The 15,246-nt window shown below is 57.7% G+C and carries 19 protein-coding genes and 1 pseudogene; 8 read left to right on the forward strand and 12 right to left on the reverse strand.

Annotation, left to right across the window (positions count from 1 at the left end; translation table 11 throughout):
• Window positions 1–209: 209 nt before the first annotated feature.
• Window positions 210–434 (reverse strand): annotated as a pseudogene (locus GNZ13_RS52735) (acylphosphatase); the annotation flags it as partial.
• A 65-nt stretch (window positions 435–499) separates the two neighbouring features.
• Window positions 500–841 (reverse strand): cupin domain-containing protein, encoded by a 342-nt coding sequence (locus tag GNZ13_RS27585; RefSeq protein WP_172170486.1) that lies wholly within the window; start codon window positions 839–841, stop codon window positions 500–502.
• Window positions 842–2,350: 1,509 nt separating this feature from the next.
• Between GNZ13_RS27585 and GNZ13_RS27590 the strand changes: the two genes are divergently transcribed.
• The 3 genes from GNZ13_RS27590 to GNZ13_RS27600 all read left to right on the forward strand — a co-directional run bounded on the left by GNZ13_RS27590 (window position 2,351) and on the right by GNZ13_RS27600 (window position 3,986).
• Window positions 2,351–3,046: a VIT1/CCC1 transporter family protein gene (locus GNZ13_RS27590; protein ID WP_063500534.1), complete on the forward strand. Its 696-nt coding sequence runs from the start codon at window positions 2,351–2,353 to the stop codon at window positions 3,044–3,046.
• A gap of 79 nt (window positions 3,047–3,125) precedes the next feature.
• Window positions 3,126–3,623 (forward strand): SDR family NAD(P)-dependent oxidoreductase, encoded by a 498-nt coding sequence (locus GNZ13_RS52740; protein ID WP_236002210.1) that lies wholly within the window; start codon window positions 3,126–3,128, stop codon window positions 3,621–3,623.
• Between the two features lie 45 nt (window positions 3,624–3,668).
• Window positions 3,669–3,986 carry a P-II family nitrogen regulator gene (locus tag GNZ13_RS27600; RefSeq protein WP_172170488.1) on the forward strand — a complete coding sequence of 106 codons (318 nt, stop codon included), beginning with the start codon at window positions 3,669–3,671 and terminating at the stop codon, window positions 3,984–3,986.
• A 586-nt stretch (window positions 3,987–4,572) separates the two neighbouring features.
• Here the strand turns inward: GNZ13_RS27600 and GNZ13_RS27605 are convergent.
• The 6 genes from GNZ13_RS27605 to GNZ13_RS27625 all read right to left on the reverse strand — a co-directional run bounded on the left by GNZ13_RS27605 (window position 4,573) and on the right by GNZ13_RS27625 (window position 7,802).
• Window positions 4,573–4,776 (reverse strand): cold-shock protein, encoded by a 204-nt coding sequence (locus tag GNZ13_RS27605; RefSeq protein WP_172170514.1) that lies wholly within the window; start codon window positions 4,774–4,776, stop codon window positions 4,573–4,575.
• Window positions 4,777–5,201: 425 nt separating this feature from the next.
• The gene (hfq, locus tag GNZ13_RS27610) at window positions 5,202–5,447 is read right to left on the reverse strand and encodes an RNA chaperone Hfq (RefSeq protein ID WP_216675041.1); all 246 of its coding nucleotides are present in this window, start codon (window positions 5,445–5,447) and stop codon (window positions 5,202–5,204) included.
• A 76-nt stretch (window positions 5,448–5,523) separates the two neighbouring features.
• Window positions 5,524–5,733, reverse strand: coding sequence for a hypothetical protein (locus tag GNZ13_RS27615; protein WP_172170490.1), 210 nt, complete (start codon window positions 5,731–5,733; stop codon window positions 5,524–5,526).
• A 176-nt stretch (window positions 5,734–5,909) separates the two neighbouring features.
• Window positions 5,910–6,011, reverse strand: a complete 102-nt coding sequence (locus tag GNZ13_RS52745) for a DUF3331 domain-containing protein (protein ID WP_236002209.1) — start codon at window positions 6,009–6,011, stop codon at window positions 5,910–5,912.
• Window positions 6,012–6,086: 75 nt separating this feature from the next.
• Window positions 6,087–6,215: a hypothetical protein gene (locus tag GNZ13_RS53570; RefSeq protein ID WP_268959192.1), complete on the reverse strand. Its 129-nt coding sequence runs from the start codon at window positions 6,213–6,215 to the stop codon at window positions 6,087–6,089.
• A gap of 765 nt (window positions 6,216–6,980) precedes the next feature.
• On the reverse strand, window positions 6,981–7,802 hold the full coding sequence (locus GNZ13_RS27625; protein ID WP_172170492.1) for an aldo/keto reductase: 822 nt from the start codon (window positions 7,800–7,802) through the stop codon (window positions 6,981–6,983).
• A 151-nt stretch (window positions 7,803–7,953) separates the two neighbouring features.
• On the opposite strand from GNZ13_RS27625, the gene GNZ13_RS27630 reads away from it, so the two are divergent.
• Complete coding sequence (locus tag GNZ13_RS27630; protein ID WP_172170494.1) at window positions 7,954–8,916, forward strand: LysR family transcriptional regulator; 963 nt, start codon at window positions 7,954–7,956, stop codon at window positions 8,914–8,916.
• 152 nt (window positions 8,917–9,068) lie between these two features.
• Here GNZ13_RS27630 and GNZ13_RS27635 read toward each other — a convergent pair whose 3' ends face one another.
• From GNZ13_RS27635 to GNZ13_RS27645, 4 genes are all read right to left on the reverse strand, one after another.
• Window positions 9,069–9,398: an H-NS histone family protein gene (locus GNZ13_RS27635; protein ID WP_172170496.1), complete on the reverse strand. Its 330-nt coding sequence runs from the start codon at window positions 9,396–9,398 to the stop codon at window positions 9,069–9,071.
• A 476-nt stretch (window positions 9,399–9,874) separates the two neighbouring features.
• Window positions 9,875–11,179 (reverse strand): MFS transporter, encoded by a 1,305-nt coding sequence (locus GNZ13_RS27640; RefSeq protein ID WP_172170498.1) that lies wholly within the window; start codon window positions 11,177–11,179, stop codon window positions 9,875–9,877.
• Between the two features lie 124 nt (window positions 11,180–11,303).
• The gene (locus GNZ13_RS53575) at window positions 11,304–11,438 is read right to left on the reverse strand and encodes a hypothetical protein (RefSeq protein WP_268959191.1); all 135 of its coding nucleotides are present in this window, start codon (window positions 11,436–11,438) and stop codon (window positions 11,304–11,306) included.
• 119 nt (window positions 11,439–11,557) lie between these two features.
• Window positions 11,558–11,776, reverse strand: a complete 219-nt coding sequence (locus tag GNZ13_RS27645; protein WP_172170500.1) for a hypothetical protein — start codon at window positions 11,774–11,776, stop codon at window positions 11,558–11,560.
• Window positions 11,777–12,248: 472 nt separating this feature from the next.
• Here GNZ13_RS27645 and GNZ13_RS27650 point away from each other — a divergent pair, with 472 nt between their 5' ends.
• The 4 genes from GNZ13_RS27650 (at window position 12,249) to lhpH (ending at window position 14,859) form a co-directional block, all read left to right on the forward strand.
• Entirely contained in the window at window positions 12,249–12,476 is a 228-nt protein-coding gene (locus tag GNZ13_RS27650; protein WP_172170502.1) for a hypothetical protein, read from the forward strand.
• 504 nt (window positions 12,477–12,980) lie between these two features.
• Window positions 12,981–13,244, forward strand: a complete 264-nt coding sequence (locus GNZ13_RS27655) for a DUF4148 domain-containing protein (protein ID WP_172170504.1) — start codon at window positions 12,981–12,983, stop codon at window positions 13,242–13,244.
• Window positions 13,245–13,604: 360 nt separating this feature from the next.
• Entirely contained in the window at window positions 13,605–13,883 is a 279-nt protein-coding gene (locus GNZ13_RS27660; protein ID WP_172170506.1) for a hypothetical protein, read from the forward strand.
• Window positions 13,852–14,859: a trans-3-hydroxy-L-proline dehydratase gene (lhpH, locus tag GNZ13_RS27665; RefSeq protein ID WP_172170508.1), complete on the forward strand. Its 1,008-nt coding sequence runs from the start codon at window positions 13,852–13,854 to the stop codon at window positions 14,857–14,859. Before GNZ13_RS27660 ends, lhpH begins: the two co-directional genes overlap by 32 nt.
• Window positions 14,860–15,246 lie beyond the last annotated feature (387 nt).

Here is a 15,246-nt window from a genome sequence, read left to right on the forward strand (position 1 = left end):
CACGCGTTTTTAATGTGTTGCGGAGTTCATAGTAGCGACGCTCACGAACGAATCGATGCCCACCGACGCCTGTGTGTGGTTTTACGAATGTTGACCATTGCAAAACGGTGTTCAGGCCGAAACCCGGGGGATTGCTGCGTGTACTGCTCGTATGGCACCAACAAGTGTTCGCCGATGCCGCAGTCAGGCTCTTGCTGCACGGACCGGGTAACCTCAAGCTCGTCGACTAGCGCTGCGGACAAGTCCTCGCTGAACAAGGCGCACATGTCGGCAAGCTGCTCCGGCGAGCCCTGCAGCGTCGCCTCTACCGAATCGTTCATTCGGTTTCGGACCCCGCCGGTGACACCCAGCGCATGGGCGCGGCATACGCAGGCTTCGCGATAGCCGATGCCCTGCACGCCGCCGCGTACTCGCACCAGTCGGGTTTCAAGCATCCCGTCTTTGTCGTCAGCTTCCACGCGCGCGGTCGGCGCTTCAACATCCTGCGGGCGTAACCAGGCTATCGCGTCGGGTGCGGAATAACGGACCCGAAGAACACGACCCACGTCTGAAAGTCATCGCTGAAGGTTTCGAAGCGATGTGGCACATGTGCAGCAACGAACAGAAAATCTCCAGTCTCGAAAGCAACAACTTCACCCTCGCGCCGGAACGTGCCGTGACCTGACGCGACAAAATATAACTCGTCGCGGTCGTGCGGTTGCTGCGTGTCGGCGGTGCGTGGCGAGAACAACTCCAGCGATACGCCTTGTCGCGCGAACAGTTCGATAAAGGGTAGAGGCTGCGCGGCGAGTGTGGCGCGCAATTGTTCGTGCGACAGCCTGAGCGGATTGGATTCAGCCATGTTCGTCTCCCTTGGTCCGTCCACTGTAGCTAGTCCGGGACGCGACCGCACGCGTCAATTTACCTCGGCCCCCCCGATAGGAGCGCATCGAACGCTTCACGTGCCTCCTTCAGTTCTTGCATCGCAGCTTCGAACCTGACAAGTTCGAGAGTCGACGACTGGCCGTCGCCGTCCGATGCGAAGTGCCGTTCAAGAGCGGTGGACGCGGCTTGCACATTGCGCGCCGCGCTTACGACTCGTTCCAAGGCCCGTGCCTCGTCGGAGCTCCTCTTTTCTGTCGACATACGGCTCCTCTGCGTTACCTCGCATGCCATCGATATGCGTATTGTCGACGAGGATTGCGAAAGCTTCTCTATCGCGACGAGTCATTCAGGGATGCTTGCTGACCAGGTTGCGCTTGCAACGCAGAGGCTCCATCGACTGTCCGTTGAAGTCTAGCGCTGGCAGCCTATAACAGAACTTGTAGCGCGGGCGTTATCTGCGCAAAGGCTTACCATGACTTGGTCAAGCGACCTTCCGGTGCGCCGCCCTGTACCGCCCGATACCGAGGGCGTGCCTTTCGCCAGTAGTTACCTAATTAGTTCGGCGATGCGACCTGCAGCGGTCGATATCCCACCTTTCCCGCTCGCGCCCGTCGACGTAGTCCGGGTCGCTTTAGCGCGGTTCTGCGAGCAGGCGTCAGATTAGCGAATTGCCGAGAAAAGGACTCAGGCAACTGGTACTAGATTCAAGGAGGCTCGAAATGAAATTACGTTTGATGTTGACGGCAGCCATCGCTTTGCTTCTTGTGGCGGATATGGCGACCGCGAAGGAGCCGCGGGACGTACGGCCATACGCCCACGAGACGATGCAGGCCAACGCTGGTGAGACGATGCAGGGCGACGCTCACGCGAGGATGCAGGATAACGCCAACGCGTCCGCTCAATCCGGCACCGACATGTCATATGGCGGCGTTCGCGACATACGTAGCGCATCAGGCAGCGCGCGCACTCGAACTTGCGCTACCAGGCCTCAATGTGACATTTTCTTTGGTCATTGAGAGACGTATCCAGCGGGACCGCTGCGATGAGACAAAGGTTTCAGCGGTTCCCCCGACGAAGAATCCGGCTTTAAGTCTACGGCTGCCCTGTTGACACCAACATAATATTGACCCGCATACCGAAAATCGGCGGACCAGCCAGATTGGGCCGCAAGTCGTTGATGACAGAGTCGTTTCTTGATTGGCAGGCTGCTCAGTCTGATGCCCGCATACGGGCCAACCTGGCATCGGCGACAACACAGTGGGCCGATTTCTTCCGGACTCGCATCCGACTTTGGACCACTCCGTTTCAGTTTACTGCGGCTGTACATCAGGGCGAATATCTCGCGAAAAACCAGGATGCCAGAGTGCCGCCAGGCTTTATTGGCGGCAAAAAGCGGTAGGTCGCCTGGATGCACGGCGATAGGTGCTCAGCTTCACTGTGCGTTCGGTCGAGGCTGATAGGTGAGAGCTTCGAACGTTGAGGAAATATGGCCAGGCGACATAGGGAACAGCATCGTCTTGAAACCATTGGCTGGTTGCGTGCTGCGGTTCTCGGAGCCAATGATGGCATCGTATCGACTGCCAGCCTCGTTACCGGCGTAGCATCAGCACATTCCTCTCATGGAAGCATTGTGCTCACGGCCGTGGCCGGGCTGGTTGCGGGGGCCATGTCGATGGCGACTGGCGAATACGTATCTGTTTCCTCGCAGGCGGATACTGAAAAGGCAGCTTTGGTCCAAGAGCAGGCCGAACTCGAGGCTGACTTTCCGCGCGAGCATCGAGAATTGACCGCAATCTATGTGCGTCGCGGTCTGGCTTTGCCGCTTGCCAAGCAGGTTGCCGAAAAGCTGATGGCCCACGACGCGCTTGGCGCTCACGCACGTGATGAGCTGGGCATTTCGAAAGTGACGTCCGCCCGACCTTTGCAAGCAGCACTGGCTTCTGCCTGCAGCTTTTCGGTGGGCGCAGCCTTGCCGGCTATCGTTGCCGCAGTTGCGCCCGAACCGGTGCTGGTTCCACTTATAGTCTTCTCTGCCTTGGTTTCGCTAGCCTTTCTGGGCGGCCTGGCCGCAAAAGCGGGCGGAGCGAAAGTCGGCCCTGGCGTTGTCCGCGTGGTCTTCTGGAGTGCTTTGGCAATGGGTGTGTCTGCAGGTGTCGGCGCCTTGTTTGGTGCAGTAGCCTGAGGCGCCGCGCTCGCATCGTGTCGGCTCGGGCGCCCAACCAACATCTCACGGGCCATCCAAGGCACGCGGGCAAAGAAATCTGGCGGATGGAGCGAACGCCGAGCGAGTTTTCCGCTGCGAACACGGCGACGCCGGCGCGTCTAGCTATTGCGCGACGAAATTTGCCGTAGAAGGCATCACCGAGTGCTTGGCCATCGAGGTCGCCCCGTTGGGGATTCATGTGACGGTAGTGGGGCCAGGATACTTCAGCACTGAGTATCTCAGCGGTATTCCGTCAAGTACGCGAAAAAAAGTAATCGACGCATATGCTGCGAAGGCGCGGGCTACGCGTGAAGCAACGGTCGCTGTCAATGGAAAAGAGGCCAACGACCCGAAGAAGCTGGCGCAGGCACTTATCACGCTCGCCAATGCCGATACGCCGCCGTTGCGCTTGCAATGCTTTGAAGACCGGATTGCAGTAACTTGCCCGGTTCCCCAAGGTATGGCAGAGATACATTATCAGATGATACAAGACGGAGTTCGAGATGCAGGGAAGATTCAGGCAGTAGTTGATGCAAGATGGGCGCCGAAGGGGTAGCAGCGCATGACGTCCTTCCATCAAGGAGTCAACGAGGAGCAAGACATGGAACTTAAATGTGTTGTGGCGGTTGTCCGGCCGGACGTTCTGCAAACTCTGGAAAAGAGGCTCGGCGCTATTGATATCCACGGCATAACCGTCAGCAAGGTAAAAGGGTTCGGCGCGCATCCAAACCTGTTTGCCGATGATTGGACGACCGAACACCTCAAAATCGAAATTTTCGCCCAGGCATCGGACGTTGAAACCCTCGTAAGAGCAATCATGGATATCGCGCGCGTCGGGCCGGCCGGCGACGGCATAGTCGCGATTATTCCCGTCGAAAGGTTTTTCCGCGTCCGCACGCAGTCTGAGGCAATACCTTGACCTGATGGCTCACGCCGATGGTCCTGAGTGCGCTCGCCCCGGCTCTGGCACGGGAGGCCGAAAAGGACAACGGTGCAGACTGGGTCCGTGCGTTGCTCGGTGAAATGAGCCGGTCTTGTCGCCGGCCATTCCATCGGAGCTTTAAATGGCACACGAACAGCATCAACCTTGCATCTCGGCCTTCGACGCATGAGCGACGGCTTGCGACCACTGCGTCGCTTCCCGTTTGTGAGAGGAACATGCGACCGAAATGGCCGAACGCATAAAACTCGATGTCGATTGCGCGGCGGTCTGCCGCCTTGCATCCGGTGGCATGGTATGCAGCCCGCCGCCACGCGACGGCTATCTGTGCCTTGTGCGCGCAGGTGTGCTGGCGTGCGCCGCAGAATGCAAGGAGCATCAGGAGGAGCATTGCAAACGCTGTACGGGAGCGTGTCGCAAGTGTGCCCGCGAATGCCTAGCAAAACCGCAAAGCCTGGCGGCAGAAAAACTCTGTCAGTCGGCAATGCTCACATGGCTATGTGCCGTCGAGAAAGCACAATGCCCGGCGAACCGGGCACTTGCGTTGCAAAAGAAGAGCTGGCTCTTAGGCCGGCTTGATGTTTGCAGCCTGCTTGCCCTTCGGCCCTTGCTTGACCTCGAAGCTCACCTTCTGGTTTTCCTGCAGGGATTTGAAGCCGTTTCCCTGGATTTCAGAAAAATGTGCGAACAGGTCTTCGCCGCCGCCGTCCGGCGTGATGAAGCCAAAGCCCTTCGCATCGTTGAACCACTTCACTGTACCTGTTGCCATTTTCCTGAATTTTCCAAAAAATTTTGGGTTGTTGTCACGGTCAGCGGAACGGCTGACCGTGACACTTTCTTTGTACCACGGGAAATTGACAACCAACAACCAGGGTCGCTACGTCTTGCATCCGAAAGTGTCGAGACCTCAGCGCGAGACCGCGAACAGGTCACCGCCGCGACTTTGACCGTCTGTGGGAGAGTCCAAGGTCAGTGACGATTACTTCCAGTCGGGTGGTCAGGTCGCTCGGCGTGGCGGAATACGACGTGACCCTTTGGCGCGCCGGGGTTACCGTTCCGAAGAGTACGGATTGTGAGCGCCTTTCTGAACTTGTCCACGTGGACCTCGCGTGACTATGCGCAGATGAAGCGTAGGCCACAGCATGTCGTGGTGGTTCTCATCGGACGCGAGTTCGCAAGTGGTTCGGCTTGTCGCTACTCATCGGCGCGTCGGTCGGGTCGCGTGCCGGGCCCCCTGCCATTGGCCGGCATCACGGTCGAAATGGCATGTTTGAAAACAAGTTGCACGCCTGGACCAGACTCCAACAGAACTGCAAACTGGTCAAAGCCGGCCAGTTGACCACTCAGTCTGATGCCGTTCACGAGGAACACGTTTACGATGGTTTTGTGCTCTACGAGCGTCTGCAGAAAGTCGTCTTGTACGCATGGGCGTGCGGTCATGTTCTGAGGTCAAAGCGATAGGTCCTTCGATTGTACCGGCGATACCTGAGCCGCCAGCCAGGCCAGAGAAAGTGTGTTACTGCAACTCGAGGGCGTGGAGGTGGGCTTGCGCAATCTCGTCCGGGTGTTGGTCGTGGTACGCGTCGAACAACTGCGAGCACAGTTGAACGAGTGAAGCAAGGTTCACGGCCTGGTCTGCGTGCTCGACCTCTCCTGCGTTGAGTACGTCATCGAGAACCGGAGCGAGACGGCGCAGTCGCACGAAAGTGACGGCGTCCAGTTTCATGTTGAACCTCCTGTGGCCAGACGGTGGAGCGCACCCTGAGTCGGCCAGCACAGGCGTTGCTTTACTAGCGAGTTCGAACCAACATACGCCAACTCCAGCGCGCCTCAGTCGCTAATGCGGGCCTTGACCAGCTCGCTGGCCAGAATCATTGCGTCTGCGTTAAGTGGCACGACCCGTCAGCGGGTTCGGGGACGGTAGACCGAGTCGCCCAGGTTGATATGCTTGCCGGATAGTGCGCAACTCCCCGACGCGCGAGCGAGATACGGGGACCAGACCATCGCGTTGCTCTGTTTGGCAAAGAGTGAAGCAGTAATCCAACAAAGGGTAGAGGTCGAATAACCCCTGACTTGCGGCTACTGGATGCATATTGCGGAGAGGTCGACGGTACGGCGATAGATGTTCCTGCCAAGCCACGGCACGAACGTGTACTCCACATACGCGTTGCTTCCGATATATATCCAGTTATGCAGAACAGCCGACACGATGATTCCTTGAAGACGTTAAAAAGGGGAGCCAGTCGGACCCAAAGGCGATGTTGTCGGCGGGCCGAACAGCGAGCTTTGCGCTGTCGTAACTCCATTCTCGGAAAATTGAGTGCCCTCGTTGTCGCACTTTAAGCCGGCTCCTCTGGACATGAATTGCTACCGCGCGCCGCCAGCCTCAATTGGTGCAGTGCAAGCCGTGGGCAACGGGATGTCAAAGCCATGGAAATCGCGACTTCCTCTTCGTGGTCGGAGCGTTCGACGTGGAGCGTTGAAAGGCCTTGCCATGGGCAAGCTTGACTACGAAGGCGGCGAGGAAATACATGGAGTGCTCCGAGCAAGGGTGGTTCCGATGTGATAAGCCCTCCTGATTCGTCTCCAGGTATTTAACGTTTGACTGATACTAGAACGTCCAACGTCCCGAAAAACGCTGCTGCACTTAAACCATCTTTAACTTCAAGTTGACAATCAGCGACACTTGGGAGCGGTCTCGCGACCCAAGTTGCGTTCGGGCGCTCTCAAAAATATCAGCCCACGTGATGAGTGACGTGTCCATCTGCGCTTTGTTGAACTTCCCGTCTCGATACACTCTCTTTCAACGCCAACCACTAACGTCTTAAGCCACGACGAGCGCACGCAAGCCCACGCGAGCGCGATGGATGACGACGATGACCAGAGAGGCGGCTATCGATGAATCGAGGTCGATTGCGCGCTAGCGATGCGGCGAGGACCAGCGAAGGACTGCGGGCGAGGCGAAGACAATGGTTACGCGTCCCATTCCGGCGCAAACGGCGGATTTACGAAGCGGTGGTCCTTCGGCAACACCGCAATGGCGTGCCGGTCATCATCGTCGAGTTTCACCGCCAGCGCGTCGAGATTGGATTTCTGACTTTCGCGGTGTTGAGCCTTAGGAATAACGGCCACCCCGTTCTGTTCCAGAAGCCACGCAAGTGCAACCTGGGCAGCGGTCACGCCATGCTTGACGCCGATTCCCTGAAGTACGGGGTCACTCGCTGCCCTGCCTTGTGCAAGCGGGGCATAGGCGACGAGTGGAATGCCTTTCTCGCGCAAGTAGCTCAGCATTTTCGACTGGTCTAGAAACGCGTGGTATTCAATCTGGTGGCAGGCGATGGGTGCGCCGATTTCCTCGATGGCTTTTCGCAGCATCGTCACGTTGAAATTGCACACACCGATTGTGCGAACTGTGCCGTTCTGCAGAAAGCCTTGCATTGTCTCCATGACGGCGCCGAGGTCCATGTCACGCGACGGCCAATGCACCATGTACAGGTCAACGTAGTCGACACGGAGCTTTTCGAGGCTGGCGTCCAGTGCGCGACGAAGAGACTCCGGCGCGAGGTTCTCGTGCCATACCTTTGTCGTCAGATGCAACTGGTTTCGTGCGAGACCCGAGGCGGCAATTGCGGCGCCTACGGCTTCCTCGTTCTGATACATCTCGGCAGTGTCGACGTGTCGATATCCGAGTTCGAGGGCGCTCTCGACTACCGGCTGGCAGCCACCACCCGGCATACGGAATGTGCCAAACCCGAGGCGTGGCAGTTCAATTCCCTGTGTCTTCAAAGTTTCCATTGATGCATTCCCAAGCCGGTTCAGGTCTGCAGCGAAGGCCGCTGCAGCGTTCAGGAGGACAATTTCTCATCTTTTAATTGTTGAATAAAGTGCGTGCTGTTCAAATCACTCGTGACTAAACTATCTGAATGAGACGAGCATTGGAGAGGTCATGACGTTTGATGGTCGACTGTTTTCTGGCATCACCGTACTCGCCGCAGTCGCGGAAAGTGGCAGTTTCGTGCGCGCAGCAGACGCTCTCGGATTGTCACCATCGGGCGTTAGCCGTGCTGTTTCACGCCTCGAGAAGCGGGTAGGCGTGCGGCTGTTTGACCGTACGACGCGCTCGCAGACGCTGACCGACGAAGGGAGACGTCTATATGACGCGGTTGGCCCGCACCTGACGGGCATCGAAGAGGCGGCTTCGGCGGCGTCGGGTTCAGCGAACGTTGTGCAGGGAAAGCTTCGTGTTAACGTCGACCCGTTCTTTTCAAGGACGGTGCTGGCGTCAAGATTGCCGGATTTTTTGGCACGTCATCCTGACCTTTCGCTCGAACTCATCATGCGCGACGACGTTGGCGACCTCGTGGCAGATGGATTTGACCTTGCGGTGCGCTTTGGACCGCCGCCGATGGGAACACTGATTGCGCGCAAGCTACTCGAGACGCGCATCATTACCGTCGCATCTCCACGGTATGTGGCTGAGCACGGGCAGCCAGGAAAACCGGAGGAGGTGGGCAAACATCAGCGAATCATGTTTTATAACCCGGTGACGGCCAAGCCCTTCGAGTGGGAGTTCCATCGCGGTAAGAAGGTCACGAAGATACCTGCAGAGGGGCGACTTCTTGTGTCGGATGTCGAAACCATGCTCGGCGCGTGTATCGCCGGCGCCGGCATCGCCCAAGTGATGCAGATTGGCGTCGAACAGGTAATGCATGACGGCTTACTCGTGGACCTCTTCCCGGAGTGGCCGGACGAAAGATTTCCGCTGTATGCGCTCTTTCCGTCCCGGCGCCATCGAGCTGCGAAAGTTGAGGCGTTCATCAATTTCTGCCTTGAGTCATTATCGGCAGCGGCACCCGTTGCGCACCGTCAAACAGGCCTCCGGGGGGAACGGCGGCAGCGTAAAAGCTAAGGCGCGCACGTCATGGCGACCATGACAATTGATATCAAAACCGCGTACGAAAGCTCGTGGTGTACGCGAAGGCGAATACAGTTCTTATCAGGATGAGGGTGAACTGCGTGCAGGTGCATTCTAAAACTGGCAGGCGACAACACCGAGGCTCACTATTGGCGCTGACCGCGTGCAAGCGGGCTGCCCGCAAACGGGTCATCACGCCAATCCACGGCGGCTCGGCCCGACTGAACGGGCGGCCGCGCCTTTGCCGACAATTGGAAATGTTCAACGGACTGTCCCGCACTAATCGCTTGCTTCAGCCATTGCGGCATTTCACCTTCACCGCTCCACGTGTTTCCGGTCGCACTGCGATAGCGCGCTTCCTTCTGCTCTGCTTGCGCGGACGCTATTGCTGAAGCCAGGTCTTCTGGTCTGATGCCAAACTCGTCCATCCGGTGACGGAGATAAGCAATCATGCTGTCTCGCTTACGTTCATCCATGAAAGATTCCTTCTTTAAGGCAATTGCTTGGCGTTCATCGAACGCCGATTACGGTGAATCGCACCGTACGCGCATTGCGCCGATGTAATGAGGTAGTCTGCTGGTGGCTGGCTGCCGCATCCCGGGAAACGCAGGAGCAAGCGAATGCGGCGATTCTGATTGGAGAATCAAGAAACCGGTTCTTCAATGTCGTATTTGGGCGTCTGGATTGATACAGAACCTTCGGCAACCTATGAACTCATAGCCGTGGCGACAGTTCTTATCCTTGCTCATGCGGTCGATACCCTGCATAGCAGACGAGAATTCTTCTCGGGACAATGACGTCCCTTCGCTAAAGCGCGCCATGCCCGGCAGGCTCATGGCGTCTGCTTGTCGCTTTTCGGGCCACGCCGGCGCGACGCGGAGACCGGCCGGCAATATTTCGACAGTGAAAAGGAACTCGACTTTGCCGGTTTGCTCATTATGAGTGTCAGTGTCTATCGAGTCTGGACTTCACGCGGCTGAAGGAACGCGAGGCACGCGCCAGCGAAGAGGGCTGCGGCGATGACGTATATGCCTGCGTTGGTGCTGTTCGTCACATCTTTCATCCAGCCCACGATGGTTGGACTGACGAAGCCGGCGAGGTTGCCCACCGAGTTAATTAGCCCGATGCCCGCAGCCGCCGCGCTTCCGCCAAGCATGGCGCTCGGCCACGCCCAGAAGACTGGCATCGTTGCGAGTACGCCCGCCGTTCCGAGCGACAGGGCAATCATCGCAAGTTCAACATTCGAACCAAAGACCGTTGCAAGCAGGAGGCCCACGCTTGCCATGAGGCCGGCGGCCGCAAAATGCCAGCGGCGCTCGCGCAACCTGTCTGCACTTCGCGCAATCAGAAGCATGGCAACAATCGCGCATCCGTAAGGAATGGCGGTCAGCATGCCAACATCGAGCACATCCTTCACTCCGGCAGCCTTGATGAGCGTCGGCAAATAGAAGCCCACGCCATAGAGACCCATCATGCAGCAGAAGTAGATGGCGGCCATGAACCACACGCGGCCGTTGCCGAGGACACTTCCTACCGTGGCGTGCAGCTTTCCAGCACCGTCCTGCGCAATCTTCTCCTCAAGAAGCTTCTTCTCGGGCTCCGTGAGCCACTTTGCGGCGCGAATCCCGTTCGGCAGATAGATGAGCGTGATGACGCCAAGAACGATGGAGGGGATGGCTTCCAGCAGGAAGAGCCACTGCCAGTTTGCGAGGCCATGCACGCCATTGAATGCCTGCATAATCCAGCCCGACAGCGGGCCGCCGATGACCCCTGCAACGGGGATGCCCATCATGAAAAGCGCATTGACACGACTGCGGCGCTCGGCCGGATACCAGTAGGTCAGGTAGAGAACGATACCGGGGAAGAAGCCGGCTTCGGCAATGCCAAGCAAAAAGCGCAATATATAAAACGAGGTTGGCGTTGACACGTAAAGCGTGGCGGACGAAATAACCGCCCATGTAATCATGATTCGGCTTATCCACAAGCGGGCGCCGAAGCGATGCATCAACACATTGCTGGGAATCTCGAAGAAGAAGTAACCGATAAAGAAGATGCCAGCACCAAGGCCATAGACTGTGTCGCTGAACTTCAGGTCGTTGAGCATCTGCAGTTTGGCGAAGCCAACGTTGACGCGGTCCAGATACGCCGCCACGTAGCAGAGGAAGAGAAAAGGGAGAAGACGCCAGGTGACCTTGGAGTAAGCGAGGGATTCCAACTTGTCCCGGTCGATACTGGGATTCAGGATTGTAGCGTTCATTGTCTCTTAATGCTTTGGGAGTTATCTGCTCGCACCCTCAGGTCCTGCGAGGACCGCGATTGCCGGACGCGCATCGGGCAGCATACTGAAGAATTTGAGTTCACGCTGTCTGTCTCGTGAAAGGTCAGTTGTCGAATCGCCGACGCAAGCGAGGAGCGAGCACATCCAGACGCGACGCTTTGCCGGGCGACACGACAGCTTGGGTGAGTGCCCGGGCGTCTTCGTCTTCTTCGATATCGTCGACGAAGGACTTGTCCATCTTTAGCGTGCTGATGGGAAACCGCTAATGTACGCAAGGTTGGAGTAACCGGTCCAGAAATCGTCTAGTGCGACCTTGATGCCCATACCTGAACCCGCCGCCAGTCCAGAGGTTGCGCGTTACAGCGACTCAACGGCTTCGAGTCGCGCTTGCGCTATCTGCGCAATCTGGCCCGGGTGTTGGCTGTGGTACGTGTCAAACAGCTGCGAGCATAGCTGGGCAAGTGAAGCAAGGTCCACTGCCTGGTCGGCGTGCTCGACTTCGCGCGAGTTGAGTACATCATCGAGAACCGGAGCGAGACGGCGCAGTCGCACAAACGTGCTGGCACTTAGTTTCATACTAAATCTCCTGTGACCAGACGCTGCGGCGCACCGAGTCGACCAGCGACAAGGCGAAACTCTGCGCTCCGTCAGCCTGGCTCGTTAAAAATGTCCGTTGCATGCAACGAGTTTCATGATGTCTCTACCCGCAATGGGGGTGGCAATGCGGGACCGCCATAGGTCGGAATCCGTAGTTAATCTTGACCGTTCAATACTAACCATGCGCTGACCGGCAAATTACGATTCTGTTATCTACGCCTCCACGGTCGCTCCCGTGCGGCGCGCATCGCTTTTTCAGGATGACGTCACACGGGTCAACCGCACGACAAATAGCCGGGCGTGACCAGTTACATGCGGGCACATCCGGAAAGAAAGAGGCACGCTCAAGACATAAATCGTAAAGCCAACAAACGGTTTGCCCATCCAGGGAAAACCGTTCTCTACCGGAGGCTGTGTTGCTGGCGCGCGATGCTTACCTATGCGAGCGGTAGTGCTGGTGAAATTGATGATGGTGAGGTTGGTAATGATGCCGCACAGGGGCGTGTCGTTCGTCGCGATGCATGTCAGCGAAAGACACCGCCGGGGCAGCGAATGCGGCTACGAGCAGAACAGCAAGAGCTTTCTTGAGAACGTGTTTCATGGAAATCCAGGTGGCAGTAAGGGCGTGTCGGACGAGCGATGCAATGCCGCTGGCGACTGCGATGCGGGGATAGCTTAGCGCAGTACTCGCTTCATAAGCGCTGCATTTCTGAAAGGCAAAAGACGCAACAATCCCACGACTCAACCGGGAGCACGTTCACGAATCCGCAGTTTAGCGGTGTTCCCGCGGCATGACCGCAGCGCGAAAGGTTTCCTGCTTGGTCGACGCATTCCGGACGAATAGGAAAGCGTGGACGAAAACGGACGTACAAATGCCGCACGTCACGCGCTTGCTGCGGCTACGAGGAAGTCGCATCGCTCACCGCGTTTGTCGCCTCTCGCTCACCCTATACCGCTGATGTGCCTGACGGATTGGAAGCCGGTCGCGACGTCCCGGGAACCGCGGCTGCCACTGCCACTTTCTTCGTCGGCTTTATCGTCTTTCTCCTCATCGGGGCTTCAGTCAAGACGGAATGAGTGTTCCCGTTCATGTCTCATTTGTAATCTCGCGTTCATGCGGACGCAAGAGACATCTCTCCATACTTGTCTTTCCGGCTGTATCCGACGAGTCAAGGAGAGCGTGATGAAGTGGCCAGCATTTGCATTCGGTTTAGTGACCCTTGCTGCAACGGGCCTGGTGGCGGCGCAAGAAACGCAGGTCAGCCAGGGCAAGACCCGGGAGCAGGTGCACGAGGAACTTGTTCAGGCCTGGCGAGATGGATTGTTGCCCTACAAGCGGTTTGAGTATCCTCCGAGCGCTGACACCATCGCAAGAAACAAAGAGCTCTACGCAATCGCGCATCCCGAAGATGCTGCAGTGAAAGAGGCTTCCAAAGAGGCCCAGTAAGTGAATTTAAGGCCCTACACCTAGCTATTCGCTTCAGGATTTAACGCTGATTGGGCGGCCGTCTGCTGGCGTATTCGAAAGAGTACGCATGCCCATCAGGCACTTCCGAACTTTGGTTGTTAGCAACGACGGCGGCCGACCTTTTCTCACGGTTCGCCCTCAGCGTCATTCGAGAGGAAATCGTGCTTAAGTTGATTGCGTTGCTCGGCGTGGCAGCGAGCTTGGTTGGTTGCGCGGTCGCACCAGGATATGGAGGCGCCCAGCCATACGATTCGATGTATGGCTATCCCGTCTACGGCGCGGGGTACAGAACCTGCAGTAATTGGGGTGGCTGCGGAGGTTGGGGCGGATATCACTGGCATGGCGACCGTTGGCACGGTGAATGGCACGGCGGACATGGAGGCGGCGGCGAGCATGCAGGCGGAGGCGGCCATGGTGGCGGAGGGGGTCATGGTGGCGGAGGCGGCCATGGTGGCGGAGGCGGCCATGGTGGCGGCCGATGACACGTTCTCCTTGTCGGACTCAATACGGTCGCTCACGTTTCGCGTTGAATTTAATCAAATGGAACTAAGGGGCGCGGGTACCCACCGATTTCACCGAAGCAAACATGAAAATCACACGCACCATCTCGACTGTTGAAGTCCACACCGGCGGTGAAGCATTCCGCATCGTTACCAGCGGTCTGCCGCGTCTTCCTGGCGATACTATCGTCAAGCGACGCGCGTGGCTGAAGGAGAACGCCGACGAAATTCGCAAGGTCCTGATGTTCGAGCCTCGCGGTCATGCAGATATGTACGGTGGTTACCTGACGGAACCGGTTAGCCCGAACGCGGATTTCGGCATAATCTTCCTGCACAACGAGGGTTACAGCGACCACTGCGGGCATGGTGTCATTGCGCTGTCGACGGCAGCGGTCGAGCTGGGTTGGGTGCAACGTCAAATACCAGAGACGCGCATTGGCATCGATGCGCCGTGCGGCTTCATTGAAGCGTTCGTGCAGTGGGACGGTGAGCACGCGGGAAATGTCCGCTTCGTGAACGTGCCGTCCTTCATCTGGAAAAAGGACGTCACGGTTCAGACGCCATCGTTCGGCCCCGTGACTGGCGACATCGCCTTCGGTGGTGCGTTCTATTTCTATACAGACGGTCAGCCACACGGTCTCGAAGTGCGTGAATCGTCGGTTGAAGAGCTCATCCGTTTCGGTGCGGAGGTTAAGGTGGCCGCTAATGAGGCGTTTCCGGTCGAACACCCGGACATCCCTGAAATCAACCACATTTACGGGACCATCGTTGCTAACGCGCCCCGGCACGCCGGTTCCACGCAGGCCAACTGTTGCGTCTTCGCCGACCGTGAGGTCGACCGGTCACCGACAGGCTCTGGAACGGGTGGGCGGGTTGCACAGCTCTATCTGCGCGGGAAGCTAGGGAAGGACGAGACGCTTGTAAACGAGTCCATCATCGGCACCGTGTTCAAGGGACGAGTTTTGAGCGAAACGACCGTAGGTGATTTCAAGGCTGTCATCCCCGAAATCGAAGGCAACGCTTTCGTTTGCGGCTTTGCAAACTGGATAGTGGATGAGCGGGACCCGTTGACATACGGGTTCCTCGTTCGATAGAGCGATTGCAATAGCGGTACCAGGTTGGCACGTGACGCTGAGCAATCAGCCTCGCGCGCCTTTTTTATGCAGCGCTAATCTGATTACTGCGATAAACAACAAGCGCGCGGTCCCAGCGGAAGCCGGGACCGCGGGAATTGACGGTTACTGTGCAGGGTCGAAGAAGTTAGCGATTCCCGGGTAGGTAACTGCGTCCATTTCCGCACATCTGTTTGCTTATAAGTAGCGGAAGCGATAGTGCGCCCGCGCATCGAACGCCTCCAACAAACGATTATTGATGCGGCGGTGGAAGCGGCGGAAGTGGCGGAACCGCTGGAGGCGGCGGACGATGTGGAGGCGGCCGATGGTGATGGCGCCGTGGTGGTGGCAACGGCCTGCATCTCCGAA

Origin of the sequence: Paraburkholderia elongata (assembly GCF_013177735.1) — a bacterium.
Classification (GTDB): domain Bacteria; phylum Pseudomonadota; class Gammaproteobacteria; order Burkholderiales; family Burkholderiaceae; genus Paraburkholderia; species Paraburkholderia elongata.

Excerpts from the sequence above, each read along its gene's own strand:
- GNZ13_RS27605 (WP_172170514.1), bottom strand. The coding sequence starts at position 4,776 with ATGGCAACAGGTACAGTGAAGTGGTTCAACGATGCGAAGGGCTTTGGC.
- GNZ13_RS27600 (WP_172170488.1), top strand. The coding sequence starts at position 3,669 with ATGGAACTTAAATGTGTTGTGGCGGTTGTCCGGCCGGACGTTCTGCAA.
- GNZ13_RS27640 (WP_172170498.1), bottom strand. The coding sequence starts at position 11,179 with ATGAACGCTACAATCCTGAATCCCAGTATCGACCGGGACAAGTTGGAA.
- GNZ13_RS27660 (WP_172170506.1), top strand. The coding sequence starts at position 13,605 with ATGGCGACCGTTGGCACGGTGAATGGCACGGCGGACATGGAGGCGGCG.
- GNZ13_RS52745 (WP_236002209.1), bottom strand. The coding sequence starts at position 6,011 with ATGGTCTGGTCCCCGTATCTCGCTCGCGCGTCGGGGAGTTGCGCACTA.
- GNZ13_RS27590 (WP_063500534.1), top strand. The coding sequence starts at position 2,351 with ATGGCCAGGCGACATAGGGAACAGCATCGTCTTGAAACCATTGGCTGG.
- hfq (WP_216675041.1), bottom strand. The coding sequence starts at position 5,447 with ATGACCGCACGCCCATGCGTACAAGACGACTTTCTGCAGACGCTCGTA.
- GNZ13_RS27635 (WP_172170496.1), bottom strand. The coding sequence starts at position 9,398 with ATGGATGAACGTAAGCGAGACAGCATGATTGCTTATCTCCGTCACCGG.
- GNZ13_RS27585 (WP_172170486.1), bottom strand. The coding sequence starts at position 841 with ATGGCTGAATCCAATCCGCTCAGGCTGTCGCACGAACAATTGCGCGCC.
- GNZ13_RS27645 (WP_172170500.1), bottom strand. The coding sequence starts at position 11,776 with ATGAAACTAAGTGCCAGCACGTTTGTGCGACTGCGCCGTCTCGCTCCG.
- GNZ13_RS27630 (WP_172170494.1), top strand. The coding sequence starts at position 7,954 with ATGACGTTTGATGGTCGACTGTTTTCTGGCATCACCGTACTCGCCGCA.
- lhpH (WP_172170508.1), top strand. The coding sequence starts at position 13,852 with ATGAAAATCACACGCACCATCTCGACTGTTGAAGTCCACACCGGCGGT.
- GNZ13_RS27655 (WP_172170504.1), top strand. The coding sequence starts at position 12,981 with ATGAAGTGGCCAGCATTTGCATTCGGTTTAGTGACCCTTGCTGCAACG.
- GNZ13_RS27615 (WP_172170490.1), bottom strand. The coding sequence starts at position 5,733 with ATGAAACTGGACGCCGTCACTTTCGTGCGACTGCGCCGTCTCGCTCCG.
- GNZ13_RS27625 (WP_172170492.1), bottom strand. The coding sequence starts at position 7,802 with ATGGAAACTTTGAAGACACAGGGAATTGAACTGCCACGCCTCGGGTTT.
- GNZ13_RS53575 (WP_268959191.1), bottom strand. The coding sequence starts at position 11,438 with ATGGACAAGTCCTTCGTCGACGATATCGAAGAAGACGAAGACGCCCGG.